Genomic DNA, 19123 nt, shown 5'->3' with positions numbered 1-19123 from the left:
GTCAAACCCCCATCACTGAACCAGGAGAGTTTCATGCTGCGCCTTATCGTTCCTACCGCGGCCATTTTGCTGGCGTCGTCCCTCAATGCCCAGGCTGCGTCCTTGAAAGACACGGAACTGAACAAAATGCTGCAAAACGTCGCCACCCAGAGCAGCGTCGGCACTCCACGAGCGATCAACGAAGACATACTCGATCAAGGCTACACCGTTGAAGGCAAACAGCTGATCAACCACCTGAGCGTGCAGAGCAGCCATGCCGACAAGATGCGTGCAGACCCGAAGGCGGTGTACTTCCAGTTGGGCGCTTCTGTCTGCAGGAACGAAGGGTTTCGCAAGCTGATGGCCAAGGGCGCGATCATGCGTTACGACTTCACCGAGGTGAAGACCAACCGTCCGGTCGGCTCCGCCAGCTTCCAGGAATCGGATTGCCTGCAACCGGCCAAGAAGAAAAAGTAATCACCGGGAATTGGCGCGCCGCTGTTCATCTTCGGCGCGCAATTCTGCCAGCAGCGCCTGCAAGTAATGCGAACGGCGTTCGCCGCCACGCAAACGCCGGCAGCACTCCTCTTCGAGGCTCAAATGATTGGCCTCGGCTGATGACTTCAACAATCGATACAGTTGCGTATCGACCTCCAGAACGACTCTGGCCATGGTTTCCCGCCTCCCTGCACTTCACTCATGTTTGAGCGATTAAATCCTTGAACTGCATGTACCGTGCGCCCTGCCGTTGACGCAAAGTTGTCGTGTGGCACCTGTAACTTAGTAAATCAGAGTGCGGCCCATGCGACGCCTGTTCAGACGAGCGGTGAAACCACCTTGCAAATCGTCAATAAGCGGTTGCCAGCAAAGACGTTGTGGCGCAATGATCAATCAGCGCAAATCATTGTGAAGGTCTAGATTTCAGGTATCCACCTTCACTTTTTCAGGGCTGGAAAGGGGGCTGGCCGTCGCTTGCTGTGTTGTGCGATTGTTTCTTTCATCCAAGGGAAAAACAGAACCTGTTTGGATGATCCGATGCCTTTCGGGTCAAATAGATCGCCCAGGCATGGGCCTGGGCAGACAGCGACACATGAAGTGTCGTGGCACCGGCGTACGTTGTCGGGCCGAGGGTTCTGTGCAGAAGGAGAAGTTGAATGCCTTACCAACCGAATGACCTCCTGAGCCGTCATTTCGAAGAAAGCGGCCACGACCTCCTCAGCAAGGTCGAAGAACAACTCAAGCTGATTTCACCCAACAGCCCGAACATCCCGATCTACCGTGACATGATCCTGACCGTGCTGCGCATGGCCCAGGAAGACCACAACCGCTGGAACGCCAAAATCACCCTGCAAGCCCTGCGCGAACTGGAACAGGCCTTCCGCGTGCTCGAACAATTCAAGGGACGGCGCAAGGTCACTGTTTTCGGCTCGGCCCGTACCCCCATGGAACACCCGCTCTACAGGATGGCCCGGGAACTCGGCGCCGCTCTGGCCCGCTCGGACATGATGGTCATTACCGGTGCCGGTGGCGGCATCATGGCCGCCGCCCACGAGGGCGCCGGCCTGACACACAGCCTGGGGTTCAACATCACCCTGCCCTTCGAGCAGCATGCCAACCCCACTGTCGACGGCACGACCAACCTGCTGCCCTTCCATTTCTTCTTCACCCGCAAGCTGTTCTTCGTCAAGGAAGCCGATGCCCTGGTGCTGTGCCCGGGCGGCTTTGGCACGCTGGATGAAGCCCTGGAAGTGCTGACGCTGATTCAGACCGGCAAAAGCCCATTGGTGCCTGTGGTGCTGCTCGACGCGCCGGGCGGTAAATTCTGGCAAGGCGCACTGGACTTCATTCACCAGCAACTGGAGGAAAACCATTACATCCTGCCCACTGACATGAAGCTGGTAAGACTGGTCTACAACGTCGAAGAAGCGGTAGAGCACATCAATCAGTTCTACAGCAACTTCCACTCCAGTCGCTGGCTCAAGCATCAATTCCTGATTCGCATGAATCACTCACTCAACGACCAGGCACTCGAATACATGCAGGAGGCTTTCGCCGACCTGCGCCTGAGCGATCATTTCCATCAGCACACTTACAGCGGTGAGGAACACGACGAAGCCGAATTCAGCCATCTGGCGCGACTGGTCTTCAACTTCAACGCCCGCAATCATGGCCGCCTGCGCGAACTTGTGGACTACATCAACCTGCCGGAAAACTGGGCACAATCAAAACCCCAAGCACAACAACGCACGCGGGAGCCGTCAAAGGTGACGTGAGGCATAAAAAAACGGCCCGCTATCAAAATAGCGGGCCGTTTCAATTCAGTCGTCCATCCCTCGACCGCTGAACAAGCGGTTGATCATTTCCATGGAGTATCCCCGATACGCCAGGAATCGGCCTTGTTTGGCTCGCTCCCGGACATCTGCCGGCAATTGCCCGGAGAATTTACGTCGCCAGGTGTCGGCCAGTTGCTCCTGCCAGTCGATACCGCTCTCACGCAGGGCAAGTTCAATATCGATGCGCTGCAGGCCGCGCTGGCTCAACTCTTCACGAATGCGTAAAGGGCCATAACCGGAACGGGCGCGGTAGGAAACGAAACTTTCGAGGTAACGGGTTTCAGACAACAACCCCTCTTCCGTCAACCGGTCGAGTGCTGTTTCGATCATTTCAGGGAGGGCGCCGCGCTGACGCAGTTTACGCGTCAGCTCGACTCGACCGTGCTCGCGTCGTGCGAGCAGGTCCATTGCGGTTCGCCGCACCGCGACGAGTGTATCGAGTACGGCGGTCATCGCTTCGATCAGATATCAGCGTCAACCAGGTCGTCTTCGGTCTCTTTGACCGCAGAAGCTTTGGCGTCTGCTACGGATGCCGGGGACAGGAGCTTGTCACGCAGTTGCTTCTCCAGCTTTGCCGCGACTTCCGGGTTGTCCGCCAGGAACTTGGCCGAGTTGGCCTTGCCCTGACCGATCTTGGTGCCTTCATAGGCATACCAGGCGCCGGACTTCTCGACGAAACCGTGCAGAACACCCAGGTCGATCATCTCACCGTTGAGGTAGATGCCCTTGCCGTAAAGAATCTGGAACTCGGCCTGACGGAACGGCGAAGCCACCTTGTTCTTCACGACCTTGACGCGGGTTTCGCTACCGACGACTTCATCACCTTCCTTCACCGCGCCAGTACGACGGATGTCCAGACGAACCGATGCGTAGAACTTCAGTGCGTTACCACCGGTGGTGGTTTCCGGGCTGCCGAACATCACGCCGATCTTCATGCGGATCTGGTTGATGAAGATCACCAGGCAGTTGGCGTTCTTGATGTTACCGGTGATTTTACGCAGCGCCTGGGACATCAGGCGGGCTTGCAGGCCCACGTGCATGTCACCCATTTCGCCTTCGATTTCAGCCTTTGGCACCAGGGCGGCCACGGAGTCGACGATGATCACGTCGACTGCGTTGGAACGCACCAGCATATCGGTGATTTCCAGGGCCTGCTCGCCGGTGTCCGGCTGGGAAACCAGCAGGTCGTCGACGTTGACACCCAGCTTGCCGGCGTACTCAGGGTCGAGGGCGTGTTCGGCGTCGACGAATGCGCAGGTCGCGCCGGCTTTTTGAGCCTGGGCGATCACGGACAAGGTCAGCGTGGTTTTACCGGAAGATTCAGGACCGTAGATTTCAACAATACGGCCTTTTGGCAGGCCGCCGATGCCGAGAGCGATGTCCAGACCCAGAGAGCCAGTGGAAATGGCCGGGATCGCCTGACGGTCCTGATCGCCCATACGCATTACGGCACCCTTGCCGAATTGACGTTCGATCTGACCCAGGGCCGCAGCCAAGGCTTTCTTCTTGTTGTCGTCCATTAAAGTCCTCACGTAATCAATAAGGCCTGACGGCCAACACCTGTATAAGTAGCCAGTATTATTCCACAGCGATTCCGGATCGCCTACCCCTGATTTGAGATTTCTGCCGCGGCATAGCGCAGCAGCCCCTCTAGCGCGGCCTTCACCGTTTGTCGGCGCACCTCGTCGCGGTCACCGGCGAAGTGTTGCAACTCGCTGAACACTCGCTCGCCCACGCCCCAGGCCAACCAAACCGTCCCCACCGGCTTGCTCGGCGAACCACCGTCCGGCCCGGCTACGCCACTGACCGCCACGGAAAAATACGCGCGACTTTTCTCCTGCGCCCCCCTGGCCATCGCTTCGACCACCTCGCGGCTGACCGCCCCCACCGTGGTGAACAACTCCACAGGAACATCCAGTTGCAGGTTCTTCTGCAGATTGGAATAGGTGACGTAACCGGCCTCGAACCACGCCGAGCTGCCCGGAATACGGGTGATCGCCTCGGCGATCCCGCCTCCGGTGCAGGACTCGGCCGTGGAAACATGGGCGTTGAGAATCTGCAATTGCCTGCCAAGGTCAGCGGCGAGCTGGGTAATTACTTTCACGGTCATCTCCTGATGGGGCGGGATGGGTTAACCGTACACCAGCAGACTGCACTTGCAAGCGACTGGACCGATCAAAATGTTAGTGCGCAAGCGCTCTGACATAAGCCTGACAAGCCTGCAAGGCAATCAGTCCGCGGTCGCCGGCGTCGGTGATGGCAATAATTCGTTGAGCATGCGCCGGGTCAAGTCCGGCGCGTACGGCACCATGATCCACCCTGCCGGGGCGGGAGGTGCCTGGCACTGCACGGTCGGGGGCAACATCGCCGGCATCGAGGAGGACTGACAAGCGCAGATCAGCAGTGGCAAGACGATCGCGCAGGCGATCCTGATCACGTTGAACATCGCTTAGCACTCGGTAATGTTTTTTTTCACTGGTGGACAATTGCTGCTCCAGGGAGAGGCGCATGTCCTGCTCCGCCTGCCTCTGGGTTTGAGCAACCAGGGTCAGTTGATTCAGCGTTTCATGGTGCAACCTGGCCTGTTCCTCCAGTTGCCCCGCATAGCGCCAATCCTGAATACGCCAGGCCAGCGCCGCCGAGCCGCCCGCCAGCACCACCAGTAAAACAACACTGACGGCCGTTTGGTAAGGCGCCGAAATCAAACCGAAGGCTGACATAACACTGCCCTCGCCCGCGCCCATAGCTGCAAGCGATCCTGTAGCCCGTTCAAACCGCCGTTGATACGGCGGGTGATGCTGTTGAACTGGTCGCGATCGGCCAATTCGTTCAGACCGTTTTGCGCCCAATACCACGCAGCGGATTCGGCAGCCCATTGCGGTTGTTCGAGCAGTTCAGGCGCGGCCAGCAGACGTTCGTCGCCGAACAGGCCGAGGCTGCACTGACGGTAGTTGTTGCGACCGGTGACCTGAATCAAACCGCGCCCACGGTACTTCTGGCCGTCGCAGTCAGGTTCTGCGGAATTGCCCAGGCGAACAGCCAGGGCACCCGTATCGTACTGGCTCAGGTACTGATCGCTGCCCAACTCCCGCACGAACTGCAACTGCCCGGACTCATGACCGACTTGCGCGAGGAACGCAGCGATGCGTTTGGGCGTATTGATGCGGTGATTAGCCATGGCAATGTTGAGAGCAGAAATAAAAACGCCCGCTTGGGTGCGGGCGCCTGGCATGATTTTGAGAAGTTGCCGTTCAGTCAGCGGCATGGTTTGACCTCATTGATTGATAAACGGTGTAGTCACGGTGTTACGAAGCAGAAGCCAGGCAGGTCGCTGCAATCGTGCAACGATAGCTGTCCTTTCGACTTCCACTGGTGGTGACCTTGTCGATCGACCAGCGCCCTCGCATGAAGTCAGGCCAAGTGTCATCCAGCACCACCAGTCCCTCTGCGCCCAGTGCCGGATTGCCCGGGCAAACAATGTTTACCTTGAGCGTTTCGCGCACCATCCGGCGCACTTCACCTTCCGCGGCAGCTCGAGCCTCATCGGCTCCCTGACAGCGCTTGCGCAGCGTCTTGAACGGCGCAATGCCGCTCTCCTCCACTCGCTCTTGACCCGCCGCTGCGTCCCACCAACTTATCTTGCAACCCTGGTATTTGGCGCGGGCAGTTTCATCCAGGGTCGCAGAGACAAAGGCGTTGTCTCCCGGATGATTGTTGGTGGTCACTGACAGCATTACCGGCGCCAGAATCTTGCCCGACAGCGATTTCACCTGCCCCCGCCGCGCCAGCACATACAATTCGTTGAACGGTTTGGCGACAGCGTCGTGCAGGTAGGCCAGCCGGGTCAAAAACCCCATGTCCGTTTCATTGGACTGATCAATGTGCGCAATTTTAATCAACGCCAGATCCGGGGCCACACGCGGGGAAAATCCGTGCCTGGAGGTCAATTGTCGAAACAGTGCTCCCAGGGTCGTAGGCCCGTGGCTGACCGATCGACGCTGTTTGAACCCGGTTTGATCCGCCGCACTGAACGGCGCAGCCGTGGCCACCAGCGTCAGGCGCAAGGGGAACAGGGTGGGCGTACGCCGGGTAATGACGAACTCTCCTTTATCCACCAGCCCCGACTCCAGGTAACCCACCCGCAGGCCGATTTTTCCGCCCAGGTCGGGCAACCCTTCAAGACCTTGCAGATCAATCGAGAGTGTCAGTTGATCGGACTCGATGCCCGCCGCGTCGACATGTTGCCAATTGAGCAAGCGTTCGTTGAGCAGCGCCGCATTGGCGCCGTAGATTTCCACCGCTGGCGTGAAACCCAGTGACATGCCGCCTCCTTAATCCCAGGCCGAAACCGGTGTGGGTGAAACGGGTTTTGAGTCCACCTCCGGCAGAACAATCCACACCCCTGCCGGCAGTACCGCAGCGTGCTCGGCAAGCTCCGGATTAAGACGCCACAGCGCTTCCTCGGCAGCGTCGTCACAACGCTCAAGCTCGCGGTACAACAACAGATTCACCGAATCACCGGCGATGCTTCGAACCCTACGCATTGGCGAACTCCATCAATTCAATCACCCAGTCGACCACCATCGCGGTGCCGTCATCGATGATGTTGTTTTGGGTTTCCGACAGACTGCTGATCCGCCACAGGCCCCAGTTACGGCCAATGCCATCCACCAATGGCAACGGCGTGCGCAAGGCCTGCAAGGCGCGCAATTCATCGAGTCGATCCATGGCGGTCGCGTACATCGACTTGCCGGTGATCGTCAGGGTTTGCAGGCCCTGGCCGGTCTGCGTGGTTTTGGGCTTGCTGGTGAGGATATCGATGTTCGTCCAGCCACCGTCCGACTTGCGTAGCAGGGTGCTGTAGGCAAAATTTCTGGACAGGCCGAAAATGAAACTGCCCAGGACCATTTGCTGGCGCATTACGTACCTCCATCGGTCAGGGCCGCGTCGCTTCGCATCGCGAGTGAGTTAGGCAGGGTCATCAGCCCGAATTGTCCGGTGATTTGCTGAACCACCAGATTGGCCAATTGGCTGGCACTGGCCTGATCCTGACCGTTGATGTAGATGTTCGCGGTCAAGTTGTTTTGCTGATGGGTTGTCTGGGAATCGCTGATGCTTTTACTGACTTGATCCGGGGCCGCGAGCCGATCGGTGGTGGAGGCTATTTTTTCACCCAGCCATTCGCCCGACTCACTTCCAATCCAGCCGCCTACCAACGCCCCGACAACGCCGCCTATAGCCGTGCCGACCAGCGGCACAACGCTGCCCAAAGAGGCCCCCAAAGACGCGCCAGCGGTAGTTCCCGCCCAACCGCCACCTGCCGCGCCCAGCCCTGTCGTCACCATTCGTTTATCACCGGCAAGCACGCCTTCAACCACATCGGCGGCCGCACTCAAAAACTTCAGTGCGCCTGGTGCATTGCGAGAGACCGGGCGCAATGAAGCCGTCGCTCCAGTTAAACGACGAACCGTGACTGAGCGAATACCTTGTTTACCGATGTTTTTCCCAGGTTCCCCAACGGCTTCGGGACGTTGATTCCCGGCCTTCACATCCGGTTTGTCCAGCTTGTCCGGCCTGTCCGGCCTGTCCAGTTTGTCCGACCTGTCCGACTTGACTGTCTTTTCCGACTTTTCCGACTTGTCCGACTTTTCCGATTTGTCCGACTTGACTGTCTCTTCCGAGCGGTCAGTTTTTCCAACGTCCTCGGAGATCAGCCTACCCAATCGGCGAGGCAGTCTCGCAGCCGCGCCATCCAGCACACGCTTGGCCGCCCGGTTGACTAATTCATCCCCCACAGCCTTGAACAATTCGCTGATCAATGGTTTTACAGCCGCCGCTACAACCACGATGCCTGCTGCGGTTTTCGGATAGGTTTCAGCCAGTCCAGTCAGAAGGTCCATCAGAGAACCGAGGGAAGCCAGCCCACTATCCGCCACCGGAGTCAGTTCACGGCTGGCGACCGTGGACAGGCGCTCGTTACGCGCATTCAAGAGATTCCACTGGCCCTGCTGAGTCATGGATTGTGCCAGCGCGTCCTGCTGCACCGAGCCCCCGTTGCTCAGCTTCGATGTGGCGTACTGGCGATTATCCAACACCTGCCAGAAAGCCTCGTTGACCTCGGAAAGACTGTTCGACAGGCGCAACGCCGCTTCACCACTGTCGGCAAACAACGTGGTCGCCAACGATGAGCGCACCTCGGCAGGTTGGTTGTTCAGTGCGGCAAGCACCGACATTACAACGCCCGGTGCGTTACCGTCCTGGCGCAACTCGCTGGCCACGACTGCGGGGTTAAGATTATTCAGCTGCTGCCATGCCGCACGCTCGGTCGCGGACACCTTGTCGCCCTTGCCCATCGCGGTAACGATATGACTGAGAGCGGCGCCAGCATCGGCCTTTTGCGTTCCGGTATTCAACAATGCCGCTGTCAGTGCAGCGGCTTGAGCGGGCGTCAGGCCTGCCGCCGTAGCAGCACCGCCGTCACGCTGCAAGACGCCACCGATGTCGGCCGCCGTGGCATCCCCGGGGCTCTTGCCCAAATAGTTGATGGCGTCCGCCAGATCAAAGGACGCCTCACGGGTGAGCTTCATGGAGTTTCGCCAACCGACCATCATCTCTGCGACTTCCATGGCCGGCACTTTGAACGCCGTTGCGGTGACCGCAGCATCACTGGCGAAATTATGCAGTACAACTTGACGGTCCGAGGCACTGGGCAGATTACTGACAATCCCTGCCTTGGCAGCCAGGCTCTCAATCTTCAGCAGATCAACCAGACTCGTCCCGCCGGCTGCCACCAGCGGAGCGGTGCTCATGATCAGAATTGGTTGCAGCACCTCCTTGCTCTGGCTCGGGTTGAACCGGGCGGCTTGCCTCAGATCGGCCATGGCCGAGTCAATCTCTATCATCGGTTTGAGCAGATCCGGCGGTTCAATACGGCCACCAGGCTTGTCTGGATCCGCTTGCTCACTGACCGACTCATTTTTGGCATCGACACCAGGAGATTGCGACAACGAACGCTGAGACGACAGTTTCAGTCTCAATGACTCGATAGCCGTGGTCAGCAGGCTGATTTTTTGCCCAAGCGCTTCCAACGTCAGACCAAGAGTGGAGATTTGTTGCGCAGCAAACACGCCCATGACTTGCACTGGCGAAAGACTCGCCTCTACGGCTGCATCCAGCCTGATATTACCGAACGCCGCCCCCCCTGGATTGATGGCCGCGTTTCTTAGCGAATACTTTTCGTCCGCCATCCCGCTCTACTCCTGTTTCACGCCAAGGCGAGTGATCGCGATGTCGTAGCGGCGTAATGCCTTGCCAGCGTCCCACTCCAGAATCTCCGCCTCACTTACCGGGTAAATGAGCGGCACCACATCGAGGATTATTTCGATGTCGCGCTCCGAAAGAAGTCCGCCGGTTTGTTTAAAAAATCGTCGATGCGCACCTGCAGCTGGGTCCAGTCGGGCACGGTCAGCGAGGCCAGGTCGGGAAGCATCAGGCCGGTGCAGTGGGCAGTGATGAACTCGGCGCGTTCCTTGGCCGTCTTGAGCTTCTTCATCGCCTTGGTCGCGCGCAGCACCGGCATTTCCAGGGTCAATGAAGCCAGCGTGCGCCCCGCTGCCGCGAGGGGTTGCAGCAGGGTCACTTCATCGGGGGAGGCCGACGGTTTTGCCGCGTCTTCGCCTTGTGCCAGGAAGTGCGAGGACGGCAAGGTCGACATTTGATGAACGTATTGCGCGATGCTCACGTAGTCCGGGCGTTTGAGTTGATCGAGTTCCTTGGCCGACAGCCCGGTGGCCAGCAATGCCAGCTCGAAGAACTGGTCGTCCTCATCATCACCGGCACGGGCCAGGGCTTCTTTCTGTGCCGCGTAGTACAACGGTTTGAGCTGGACTTGCGCGATCTGTGCGCCATCATCACCGGTGATTGGCGACAACAGAACATGCTTTGGAGGTGTCCATGACATGGCATGAATTCCTTGAAGAATCAGGAAAGCCGCCCGCAGCAGGTCGGCGAACCGACGGGTGAAGGCGGCATGGGGGAAGTTCAGTGAGGTGTTACGGCAGCAATACCGCCCGACGGGCGTCGCCCAGGATGTCGACGCCGTTGAGCATGAACTTCTGGGTGCGCACGTCGATGTCGATCACCGGGATGCCGTTTTCCAGACGGTTGTAGGTACGGCAGGTGAGTTCCAGCGTGGTGGTGGGTTTATCGCCCATCTTCAGCTTGGCTTCTTCCAGGGACTTCAGCTTGCCGCCGACGGTGTGGTAGGTGAACCAGGTATTGCCGTCCTGGTCCTGACCGGCTTCACGCACATTCAGCAGGATGTCGTCGCCCGGCGTCACGCCAAGTGACAGCATGATTTCCGGCCCTGCCCCCTGCAGGACCAGCTTGGCGCCAAGCACTTTGCCGCTCTTGGCCATTTCCTCGGCGATAAAGCGGCCGCCTGCCATCGCCTCCATCTCGAACTCGATCTTCGGCGGGGTGAACTCATCCACAGTCGCCGACAACGGCAGGCCTTGCAGGGTGGCCGCGATGGCCTGTCTTACGCGGTTGGTAAACATTAGAGAACGTCCTCCAGGAACTGCTCGATGATTTCATCGCGGGCATTGAGTTGATAAACCATGTGTTCGTTCGGCGCGTAGCGGCCGTAGTCGATGACCACGTACCAGGTGCCGTTCTTGTACTTCTCGACGCTGTTCAATTCCGGGTGCAGGTAGACACTGCCCCCTGGAATGGTTTCGTCGGCGACCAGGGTTTGCAGCCAGTCATTGATGCGCTTGACCTCCTGATCCATGAACGACTTGGTCAGGTTTTTCGCCATGGCCTTCTGGCCGGCTTTTACCAGCTTGCGACTGATCGCATCTTCGAGGCCGACATAGCTGATGAACTTGCCGGTGACGGAGCGGTTACCCAGCAGCGAGAAACCGCCGAGGACCGTGCGGGCGTAGTAGCTGATGCCATAGCGGTTAAGCAGATCGCCCTCGGTGGACTTGTCGAGGATGTTGTATTCCACGACTCGGGAAACGTCCTCGGCGAAGGTCACCTGGTTGCCCGGACTTTCCCATTGCTTGACCTTGGCCAGCGCAGCGATGGCCAGACTCGAAGGCGACAGGAACACGTTTTTCTTCGCCGCCTTGGAGTACACCGATGGCATGTTGTGCACCAGCAGGCATCGGTCGAAACCCAGTTCCGCACCACCCAGTTCCTGGCTGTAAGTCACCTGATCGGCAACGGCGGCATCCTTGCCGTCGAGCACCACGCGCGCCTTGATGCGCTTGCCGAACGAGGCAAACTCGCTGGCCACCGCCTTGGTACTGGTAAAACCCGGTGCGCCGATAATGGTCAGGTCTTCTGGCACGCCGCTGAGTGCAGCAAGACCGAGCTTGCGGCCAGTCAGCGGATCGACGCCGCCGATCACATTGTTCAGCGTGTCGGCCGGGGTTGTGCCCTCGTCAACGATGACCACGTAAACCGGCACCTTGACCACTTTCAGGATCTGGAAAACCGCATGGAACAGCGTGCCTTCTTCGGCGCCGGTTGGGTCGAGCAGTGCCTGGGTGGTGAAGCTGTTGATGCGAAATGGCGCATTGCGCGGAATCAGCGGATCGGCCTTCGGCGCGGTGCCGATCAGACCGATGACGTTATCACCCAGGCCACCCATGGCCTCGGGGGACTCGGTGGCATTGACGCTAATGCCGTTGTGTTCGAAGTTCAGAACCTCAGCCATATTATTCAGCCTTCTTGGTGGTGGCCTTTTTGGCCGGGTTGGATTCGGCGGTCGATTCGTCCGCCTCGTTTTTCTTCCGTTCAAGGCGACCGGCGCTGCGCAACGCGCTGGCCTCCACATCGAGCAACTTCAGTTCCTGGCCGATGCTCGACCAGTGCCCACCCCCAATGGGGAATGGACGGAGCACGGTGTACGTTTGGCGTTCTGTCATTTCTGTTTCTCCATAAACAAAAAAGCCCCTTGGGAAAGGGGCTGTTGGGTGATATTTGCCGGATTGGAAAACGCCCCGGCGGTGCGGGGCGTTATGTGAGTTGTTCAGCCAACCAATCCGGTGACAACGGACGGTGATCGAACATCGGAAACTGGCCCGCCTCCGGCCATTTGCGCAATGCCTGACGGTATTGCTGCAACCTGCTGTATTGCTCAAGGGTCAGCGTGGTAGCAGACCCGCCTTCCAGTTCGTCACGATGCCGCGACACGAAACCATCGGTCGCCAGCAAACGCTCATCGCGCCATTGCCTCTCAACAGCCGCCAACACCTCAGGCGAAGCTGGCGGCGGGTCGACCAGCACAGGCGGCTCAACATCAAAGTCAATTATCTGGCCTGCGACTTGCCCTTCAAGAAGACTGGCATGCAGATCGTGCGTGATCTCAACAGCATCGTGTGGAAGAGCAAGACTGATGGCATTGTCAAAAAAACTGCGAGTCGATTTGCTCGAAAAAATGGTCATATGTCGCCTCTCAATGGGCAGTTATAAACAGAGTCACACATCGGGCAGTCGGACTAGTTGCCAATGGCAATGTATTGACTGCCATTCCCCACAATATTGCCGCGCCACACGAAGGAACCTTGCGTCAACACGCCTGCACATGCGTAACCAACAGAGTTGCTCCCCGCTGTATATCCTTGGCTGATCAGTACCTTTCTGAAAGCATTCGGGAACGCAACAGGCAAGGTATTCACCAAGTCCCCAGCCGTGGCCGGCGCAGTATCGCCCCACTGGATAATCAACCCGCTCGGCAGCTTCTGGTAACCGCTAGAACCAGGATTGACGGCGAAAGCTTCTGCGCCAAGCCCTCCACCTCCCAAGTACCACGCATTATTTCGCTTAACTATGCTGACCTTTTCTCCGATCAACGGGGAATACAGATTCCCGCCCGTGAGGCCTTGGATAATCTCAGAGCCATTCCCCTTAATCAGTGCGCCGCTTGAGGTGAACAGAAAATGGAACACTGCCCCATTGGGCGTTGCTGTCAGGGCAGGAAGAGTTGATTGCCAGGCACCACCAACGATGAATAGCCCCCCAGCCTGTGAGGCAGTAAGCACTGTATTTCCAGCGATCAAGGTCGGATCGCCAGGCAAATTGCCAAGTGCCTGCTGGACAAACGCAGTAGTGGCCAACAACTTGCTGTTGTCGAATTGATCCGGGGTATAGCCGAATACTCGCCCGTACTGCATTTGAGCCGATCCATCCGCCCACCAGGCCGTCGCGCCGTTACTGACCAATTCCAGGGTCGCACCCGGCTGCATAGCAATGCTCGCGACTTGTGCGCCATTGCCGGCATTGATCGCATCAGCCCCGGCACAAACCACGTTGACCACACCGTTACCAATGTTGCGAAAGTTGATCGCGCCGCCAGCCGCAAGCGCATTGGCCGCGGGCAGCGTGACCTGGAACGACCCGATCACCGTTACGATCGACCCGACCGCCGCGGTGGTTAGCGTCGTGGCTGCGGTCAGGCTGGTAAAGCCACGATAGTTACCCTGGCTGCGCCGGGTAAACTCTGTCGTGGCGATCGCTTTGGAGTCGTCGAACAACGGTTGCGTTGTCCAGTTCGGACCCGACATGATCCCGGCATACTTGAGTGCGGCAGAGCCGCCAATCAAACGCCACAAATTGCCAACCCGGACAAACTCCGCCGTATCTCCTTGCACGAGCGAAATATTCCCCAGATAGTTCACCGCATCGATGATCTCGCCAGGGCCCGAAGTGACGGTGAGAGCTCCCTGGCCGCACACGAGGTAGACCATCGCACCTCGCGGAATGACACCTCCGCCGACAGGAAGGGTCACTGTCGCCGTTCCAGTAACCGCAAAGGACGCAAGTTTACCGACGTCCGCCAGGGTCATGACCGTGGACGTGGAGTAGTTGGTGTATTCGCCAAACTCCACGCCGCGACGTCTCAGATAGGCCGAGTTGATCAACAACTGCGAGTTGTCGAATTGCGCCGGCGTATTCGCTGTAGGGCTGATCAGCGCTGGCGAGTCGATCGGTGCAAATCCTTGGGTCACGTTCTGAAAGGTCAGGGCCGTGGTGCCGAGAACAATCACGCCATCGGTGACCAGTTGCCAGATCGTGTCGGCATTGCTGCTCCCCTGCTCAACAGAGACCGTCAGCCCTGACGTTACTTCAGCACTTGAATCGGCGTCCTTTGCACGGGTCCAGCCCGCCACAGCCGCGACCCATATGCCATTGTCCTTTGCCAGGGTCTGACTCTTGACCAGGACACGATCGCCCGCGACAACAGCCACACCATCGATCATTTGAGCGCCAGTCAAAGCGATGTTCGCTGTGGTTGCTACTCGTACCGATTGTTTGGCATCAAGCTTGCCCAGCTCTGCCGCTACATAGTCCGCGACCCAGGCTCGCGTCGCTTTAACCACCGTATCGTCAATCAACAGCGTTACCAGCGAAGCATTGCTGGTCTCGAAAATCGAGCGAATGTAAAACTCTTTCCCCGAACCCGAGGTCGCCAGAATCGGCTTGAACGACTCAGGGTATTTGACGATCGCGTAAAGAATCCCGGTGTCCGTCCACAGCCCCGCTTCCCGCACATACCAGCCACCCACCTCCGACGGGATGGTCACCTCGGCCAGCAACCAGCTCGGGTTTTTTTCGTCCTGGAACAATGCATTGAGTGGCCCGCGCCACACTTCGCGTTTGAGTGCCGTGGCGGTCGCCGCCGGGTTGTAGACCGTGCCGCCGCCGTCACCGACCGATATCTGCGACAGCCTGATAGGAACGCCCGCGGCCTTGCAGGCGGTTTCGTAAGCAATCCCTGCATTGGTGAGCAGGGTGTAATAGTCAGCCATTCAGGCCCCCTGAGGATAAATAGTGGATGTTTCAACGGTGTAGAGACCGGCAGCCAAAAAGACTTCACCCGATGCCTCCAGCCCTTCGATGACAATCGGATAAACCGTCGCCAGCTCCCCACAGACGGTCGTCGCGCCGATGACATGCCTGCCAAAGGCACTCAAGCCGACCGATACCGACACGCTGTCGCGTTCGCTTTTGGCGTCCGCCAGGCGTCGGTCCAGACGTGCGTCGATCTCTTCGCTGTAGGGTTGATCGGTAAAAGCCCTGACGGAAAAGCTGTAGGGCGTACCCGGTGGCGTCTGTTCGTACCAGGCACGCACCTCAGGCATCAAGCGCAAGCCCTTGGCGGCATTTTCCAGTGCCTGCCGCGTGCCGGCCTGCCGGGCGGTGGGCCAGGCAAGCCCCACCGTCAAACGTTTTTCCAGCTCTACTGCCTCAGCGTTCCACTCGCTGACACCCCGGTCCGCCGCGAGGTAAGGCAGAAACGCCAAGGGCGTCGCCGCAGGGTTCATCAGTTCGGGGAACGGCGGAGCAATGCGATCAAGCAAAACACCGAAACCGATATCGAGGGCCTTTTCCAACGGTGAACTGTTGGCCGGCAACAGGCTCATACGAGGCGTTGGATCACTCATAGGGTGAGCACCTCCACCTCGACACCCGTGCAATAAGGCGCCTCGAAGGCCGTCGTCACAATCGGCTCGATAGGTTCAATAATTTCCAGCTGAACCGCCCCGGCGTTATGCAGCGTGTAGTCGATCCAGCTCGGATCGACCCGCCCTTCGAGGCGATGGCAACTGTCGGCATAAACTTGCAACTGCTGTTGTGCAGCGGCTTTCGTCAGCCCCGAATCAGGGCCGGCGTTGATCCTGGCAACCACGCGGATCTTGTAGTTCTGGATATGAGCGCCCTGGACGGTGACCCGATCGGTCTCCGGCCGCACATCGGGGCGGGAAAAGTGCTGGCGTACACCCTCGAGCAAATCGTCGCTGGCCGTACCATCGCCCTCCCGCGAAAGCACTGTGACCCTCACTTCGCCGGGAGCCGTACGTCGTCCATTACCGTCCTTGATCTGCGCGGCATAGCCGTCCGGGGAGAAGCTATACGTGACAGTTACCTCACCCGCGGTTGCCGTTTCCACCTTCACTGCTGGCCGCTCGCCGAGGGTGAAAACCTCCCGGCGATACTGCATCCGCGAACCGGCGGCCGGTGCGTGGGGTGCCAGGTAGTAACGCAACCGGGCATCGTCGTCGCTCTCATACACAGGGGCCACCGGCGGAAACGCCACCGGGTCACCAGGATCCAGCAATTGGCGTTCAAGGCCCATGTCTGCGAGGCGGGCATCGAGATTGCTACCGGTAGCCCACCACGCCAGCATCTGCTTGATCCGTGCGTTGTATTTGCGTTCGTGAAGTTGCAAACGCACACAAAACGCCTCTAACGCCAAAGTCAGCAGCTCGCTTTCATTCTCAAGGCTGAGCTTGAGCGTTGCCGCACTCTCGGGGGAGCGGGCCCCCACATACTCGACGACAAACGTCTTGAACTCTGCGAGCAGATCCTCAAATGCGTCGACGGCGACGATGGCCGGCTCCGACAACTGGTTCTGCCCCGGTATCAACATGCTCATGTCACCACCTCGAAGGTTTGATTGCGGTTTTTCCACGTGCCAGAGAAACGCAGCATCAACCCCGCCCCCTGGCGACTGGCGACAATGACATCTGGCTGAAAATCCCCGATGCCGTTCTGATGGTTGTAAAACGCTTGCGCGGCATGGCTCTGGGCCAGGATCAACAAGTCGTCACCGAGGTTCTGCCCCAACAAATCCGGGATGGCGCAGCCATACAAAGGACGCTTCTGACGTGTACCCAACGGCGTGGTCAGCGCGCGGGTTGCGCGCTGCACAAATTGAGGCCAGTCGTCGACCGCCGCGCCTGTATTACGATCAATTCCAATCATGGGAAAACTCTTTATGCAGTGCTGATGACGCGGCCCTGGTGATCGACCAAGGGGCCGCTCAGGTGCACACCGGAAGCATCGAGTCGCATCCCCGCCGCACCCAGTTGCAGTTCAATGGATTCAGAAGTCATCGCCATTCGCGCCGGGCCGATTTTCAACTCGAGCACTTCGCGAGAGGCGGTCAGCAGCGCCAGGCCGTTTTTCCAGTGCAGGACATGACTGACGTCGTCGTAGCTGCTTTCAGTGCCGTCCCGATAGAGGCGACGCGTCAGCGATGCCTGTGTCGAGACAGGGGGAAACTGATTGCTGTTCAGCCCGAACAACGCAACGGATTGGGCGCTGCTTTCGCCACCGCCGTGGTTGAGTAACAGGCATTGCTCGCCAACGGACGGTAGTCGCGTCTCACTTTGCCCCCCCGCACTGGGGTTGAAAAAACGGATGGCCGGCGTCAGCAGTTCACCGTGCCTGACTCGGCAAGTGTTGCCGACCGGATCGACCTCCTGGCACACACCAACGCGACACAGACTGTCAGTACGCCGGTAGAGATCCTCAAACTCGGTCTCCATCTCAGCCAGACGCTCAATGATCGGGCCAAGCTGTAGACTTAAAAGCGCATCGAACATGGCTCATCCCTCCAGTTCCGTGTATTGGTCCGGGTCGTCGATGTTCGAGACTTCCCAGGTACGGGCAAACTTCGGAGTGCCCAGGGGGTCGTCCAGCAGAAGCGGACCGAGGTAGAGCGCCTGGCTAAAGGACAGGGTCCAGGTCGGGTATTGCCGTGCTTCGCTGATGAGGATTGAAGGAATGGCGTCGAGGTTCAGCGGCAGGTCGCATTGATCCTTCGGCAGCCCCCAGCGGTTATCCGTGGCCAGATCCTTGAGTGCACTGGCCAGATCACAAGCGGCCAATCCGGAGCCAGCCTGCATGGCTTGCGCAACAACTTGCAGCGAGATCGTCAAAACATGAGCGATACGCCCATCACTGGCAGGGCAGCCAGGTGCGTCGCGCTCAATGGTGATCAGGACCCACGGTCGTTCGCCGACTTCCGTGAAGTCCTCATGACTTCCGACGTTTATACCGAGTGCCGAGTTGCTCAGCGCCAAGGCAATGGCAGCCAAAAACTGTGAAGGTTTTTCGATGATGGAGGGCATATTGGACGTCCTGTTCTTATTTCGGCGAGCTCGATCAGCCAGCCATTTCACTGTTGGTCGGGACGAGAATCACGGGCTGGCACTTCACAGACGCCTATTCGCCTGGCCGCCCAGCGCTCATAAAGCCCGATGGCCACATCCGCCCCGGCCATCGCCGTCAGGCAACCAAAAGCCCCCGCCGCCCAGATCGACACGCCGGCGGCATACAGCAGCATGATTGCCGAGACCCCGCAGATCATGCAGGCCCCGGAGCGCAAGGCCAGGCGTCGCAGCAATGACCAGCCGCGGGCGCCCTCCTTGTCGGCGCGCCACATTTCGCCGGACACCCCGCCCAGCAAGGCGAGGACGATGACGAGCCAGATCGGCATGTCCAGCAACGCTTGTTGCTCGTTTGTCATGTCACGCCTCCCGGGGTGATTGATGAATGTTGTGTAAGGGTCAAACGCTTTCATTTTTCAGGTAGGCATTCCAAAAAGCCCGGTATGAGCCGGGCTTTTCAGTAATGCGGTCCTTCGCGTTGATCTTTCGGCGCTACTGGCGCGGTACGGATCGATTCAAATTGTTCCTCCGACCGCGGCCCCTGCCCGCCGGATAACTGCTTCTGGTGCTTTACGCTGCACACCCGGGTCAGTTGCCAACCCTCTGAACCGTTAAGGCCGGTTCATCGCTGCCTGTGTGGTGGAACTAAAGAGCTTCGTTTCGAGCTGCTTTGTCGAGCGGCTTGAGACAAAGAATATGCATGGATGCATATACAGTCAATGCACAAATGCATTTATTTATGCATTTGTTTTGCGCTAACGCATGAAAGCCCCAGCCACACAGGTCATGACGCGCTTTTGGCAGGCGAAAAAAAACCCGCTCGGGCAGGCTGTGTGAAAACCTAGC

The 19123-nt window shown here is 58.7% G+C and carries 25 protein-coding genes; 2 read left to right on the top strand and 23 right to left on the bottom strand.

The window, feature by feature from the left end:
- The first annotated feature begins 33 nt into the window (after positions 1-33).
- Positions 34-456: a quorum-sensing-regulated virulence factor family protein gene (locus PMI26_RS24760; RefSeq protein ID WP_007971154.1), complete on the top strand. Its 423-nt coding sequence runs from the start codon at positions 34-36 to the stop codon at positions 454-456.
- Here the strand turns inward: PMI26_RS24760 and PMI26_RS24765 are convergent, their stop codons facing one another.
- Positions 457-651, bottom strand: a complete 195-nt coding sequence (locus PMI26_RS24765) for a hypothetical protein (protein WP_007971153.1) — start codon at positions 649-651, stop codon at positions 457-459.
- 482 nt (positions 652-1133) lie between these two features.
- Between PMI26_RS24765 and PMI26_RS24770 the strand changes: the two genes are divergently transcribed.
- The gene (locus tag PMI26_RS24770; protein ID WP_007971151.1) at positions 1134-2252 is read left to right on the top strand and encodes a TIGR00730 family Rossman fold protein; all 1119 of its coding nucleotides are present in this window, start codon (positions 1134-1136) and stop codon (positions 2250-2252) included.
- Positions 2253-2297: 45 nt separating this feature from the next.
- Here PMI26_RS24770 and recX read toward each other — a convergent pair whose 3' ends face one another.
- From recX to PMI26_RS31790, 22 genes are all read right to left on the bottom strand, one after another.
- Entirely contained in the window at positions 2298-2765 is a 468-nt protein-coding gene (gene recX, locus PMI26_RS24775) for a recombination regulator RecX (RefSeq protein WP_007971150.1), read from the bottom strand.
- 8 nt (positions 2766-2773) lie between these two features.
- On the bottom strand, positions 2774-3832 hold the full coding sequence (recA, locus tag PMI26_RS24780) for a recombinase RecA (protein ID WP_007971148.1): 1059 nt from the start codon (positions 3830-3832) through the stop codon (positions 2774-2776).
- An 83-nt stretch (positions 3833-3915) separates the two neighbouring features.
- Positions 3916-4416 (bottom strand): CinA family protein, encoded by a 501-nt coding sequence (locus PMI26_RS24785; RefSeq protein ID WP_007971146.1) that lies wholly within the window; start codon positions 4414-4416, stop codon positions 3916-3918.
- Positions 4417-4495: 79 nt separating this feature from the next.
- The gene (locus PMI26_RS24790) at positions 4496-5032 is read right to left on the bottom strand and encodes a lysis system i-spanin subunit Rz (protein ID WP_033047460.1); all 537 of its coding nucleotides are present in this window, start codon (positions 5030-5032) and stop codon (positions 4496-4498) included.
- The gene (locus tag PMI26_RS24795; protein WP_007971143.1) at positions 5014-5577 is read right to left on the bottom strand and encodes a glycoside hydrolase family 19 protein; all 564 of its coding nucleotides are present in this window, start codon (positions 5575-5577) and stop codon (positions 5014-5016) included. Before PMI26_RS24795 ends, PMI26_RS24790 begins: the two co-directional genes overlap by 19 nt.
- A 40-nt stretch (positions 5578-5617) precedes the next feature.
- On the bottom strand, positions 5618-6634 hold the full coding sequence (locus PMI26_RS24800; protein ID WP_007971141.1) for a hypothetical protein: 1017 nt from the start codon (positions 6632-6634) through the stop codon (positions 5618-5620).
- A gap of 9 nt (positions 6635-6643) precedes the next feature.
- Positions 6644-6856: a tail protein X gene (locus PMI26_RS24805; protein WP_007971139.1), complete on the bottom strand. Its 213-nt coding sequence runs from the start codon at positions 6854-6856 to the stop codon at positions 6644-6646.
- Positions 6849-7232 carry a phage tail protein gene (locus PMI26_RS24810; protein ID WP_007971137.1) on the bottom strand — a complete coding sequence of 128 codons (384 nt, stop codon included), beginning with the start codon at positions 7230-7232 and terminating at the stop codon, positions 6849-6851. Before PMI26_RS24810 ends, PMI26_RS24805 begins: the two co-directional genes overlap by 8 nt.
- A complete protein-coding gene (locus PMI26_RS24815) occupies positions 7232-9559 on the bottom strand; it encodes a phage tail tape measure protein (protein WP_007971135.1) in 2328 nt (775 codons plus the stop codon). The genes PMI26_RS24810 and PMI26_RS24815 overlap by 1 nt, the downstream gene beginning before the upstream one ends.
- Before the next feature lie 128 nt (positions 9560-9687).
- Positions 9688-10272 (bottom strand): phage tail assembly protein, encoded by a 585-nt coding sequence (locus PMI26_RS24820; protein ID WP_007971134.1) that lies wholly within the window; start codon positions 10270-10272, stop codon positions 9688-9690.
- 91 nt (positions 10273-10363) lie between these two features.
- Positions 10364-10870 carry a phage major tail tube protein gene (locus tag PMI26_RS24825; RefSeq protein ID WP_007971133.1) on the bottom strand — a complete coding sequence of 169 codons (507 nt, stop codon included), beginning with the start codon at positions 10868-10870 and terminating at the stop codon, positions 10364-10366.
- A complete protein-coding gene (locus PMI26_RS24830) occupies positions 10870-12036 on the bottom strand; it encodes a hypothetical protein (protein ID WP_007971130.1) in 1167 nt (388 codons plus the stop codon). Before PMI26_RS24830 ends, PMI26_RS24825 begins: the two co-directional genes overlap by 1 nt.
- Before the next feature lies 1 nt (position 12037).
- Positions 12038-12247, bottom strand: coding sequence for a hypothetical protein (locus PMI26_RS24835; protein WP_007971128.1), 210 nt, complete (start codon positions 12245-12247; stop codon positions 12038-12040).
- A 91-nt stretch (positions 12248-12338) separates the two neighbouring features.
- On the bottom strand, positions 12339-12767 hold the full coding sequence (locus tag PMI26_RS24840) for a phage tail assembly chaperone (RefSeq protein ID WP_007971127.1): 429 nt from the start codon (positions 12765-12767) through the stop codon (positions 12339-12341).
- 53 nt (positions 12768-12820) lie between these two features.
- A complete protein-coding gene (locus tag PMI26_RS31795) occupies positions 12821-15130 on the bottom strand; it encodes a phage tail protein (RefSeq protein WP_007971126.1) in 2310 nt (769 codons plus the stop codon).
- Positions 15131-15766, bottom strand: a complete 636-nt coding sequence (locus PMI26_RS24845; RefSeq protein ID WP_007971125.1) for a phage tail protein I — start codon at positions 15764-15766, stop codon at positions 15131-15133.
- On the bottom strand, positions 15763-16758 hold the full coding sequence (locus PMI26_RS24850; protein ID WP_007971124.1) for a baseplate J/gp47 family protein: 996 nt from the start codon (positions 16756-16758) through the stop codon (positions 15763-15765). The genes PMI26_RS24845 and PMI26_RS24850 overlap by 4 nt, the downstream gene beginning before the upstream one ends.
- A complete protein-coding gene (locus PMI26_RS24855) occupies positions 16755-17087 on the bottom strand; it encodes a hypothetical protein (RefSeq protein WP_007971123.1) in 333 nt (110 codons plus the stop codon). The genes PMI26_RS24850 and PMI26_RS24855 overlap by 4 nt, the downstream gene beginning before the upstream one ends.
- An 11-nt stretch (positions 17088-17098) precedes the next feature.
- Complete coding sequence (locus tag PMI26_RS24860; protein ID WP_007971122.1) at positions 17099-17710, bottom strand: phage baseplate assembly protein V; 612 nt, start codon at positions 17708-17710, stop codon at positions 17099-17101.
- Between the two features lie 3 nt (positions 17711-17713).
- Complete coding sequence (locus tag PMI26_RS24865) at positions 17714-18238, bottom strand: hypothetical protein (RefSeq protein ID WP_007971121.1); 525 nt, start codon at positions 18236-18238, stop codon at positions 17714-17716.
- A gap of 47 nt (positions 18239-18285) precedes the next feature.
- On the bottom strand, positions 18286-18636 hold the full coding sequence (locus tag PMI26_RS24870; RefSeq protein ID WP_007971119.1) for a phage holin family protein: 351 nt from the start codon (positions 18634-18636) through the stop codon (positions 18286-18288).
- A 286-nt stretch (positions 18637-18922) separates the two neighbouring features.
- On the bottom strand, positions 18923-19123 hold a 201-nt coding region (locus PMI26_RS31790; RefSeq protein ID WP_238540792.1), incomplete at its 5' end, for a hypothetical protein.

It is taken from the genome of Pseudomonas sp. GM33 (assembly GCF_000282295.1).
GTDB classification, from domain to species: domain Bacteria; phylum Pseudomonadota; class Gammaproteobacteria; order Pseudomonadales; family Pseudomonadaceae; genus Aquipseudomonas; species Aquipseudomonas laurylsulfatiphila.
Note: the sequence above shows the minus strand (reverse complement) of the source record. Positions and strands in the feature narration are given on the sequence as shown.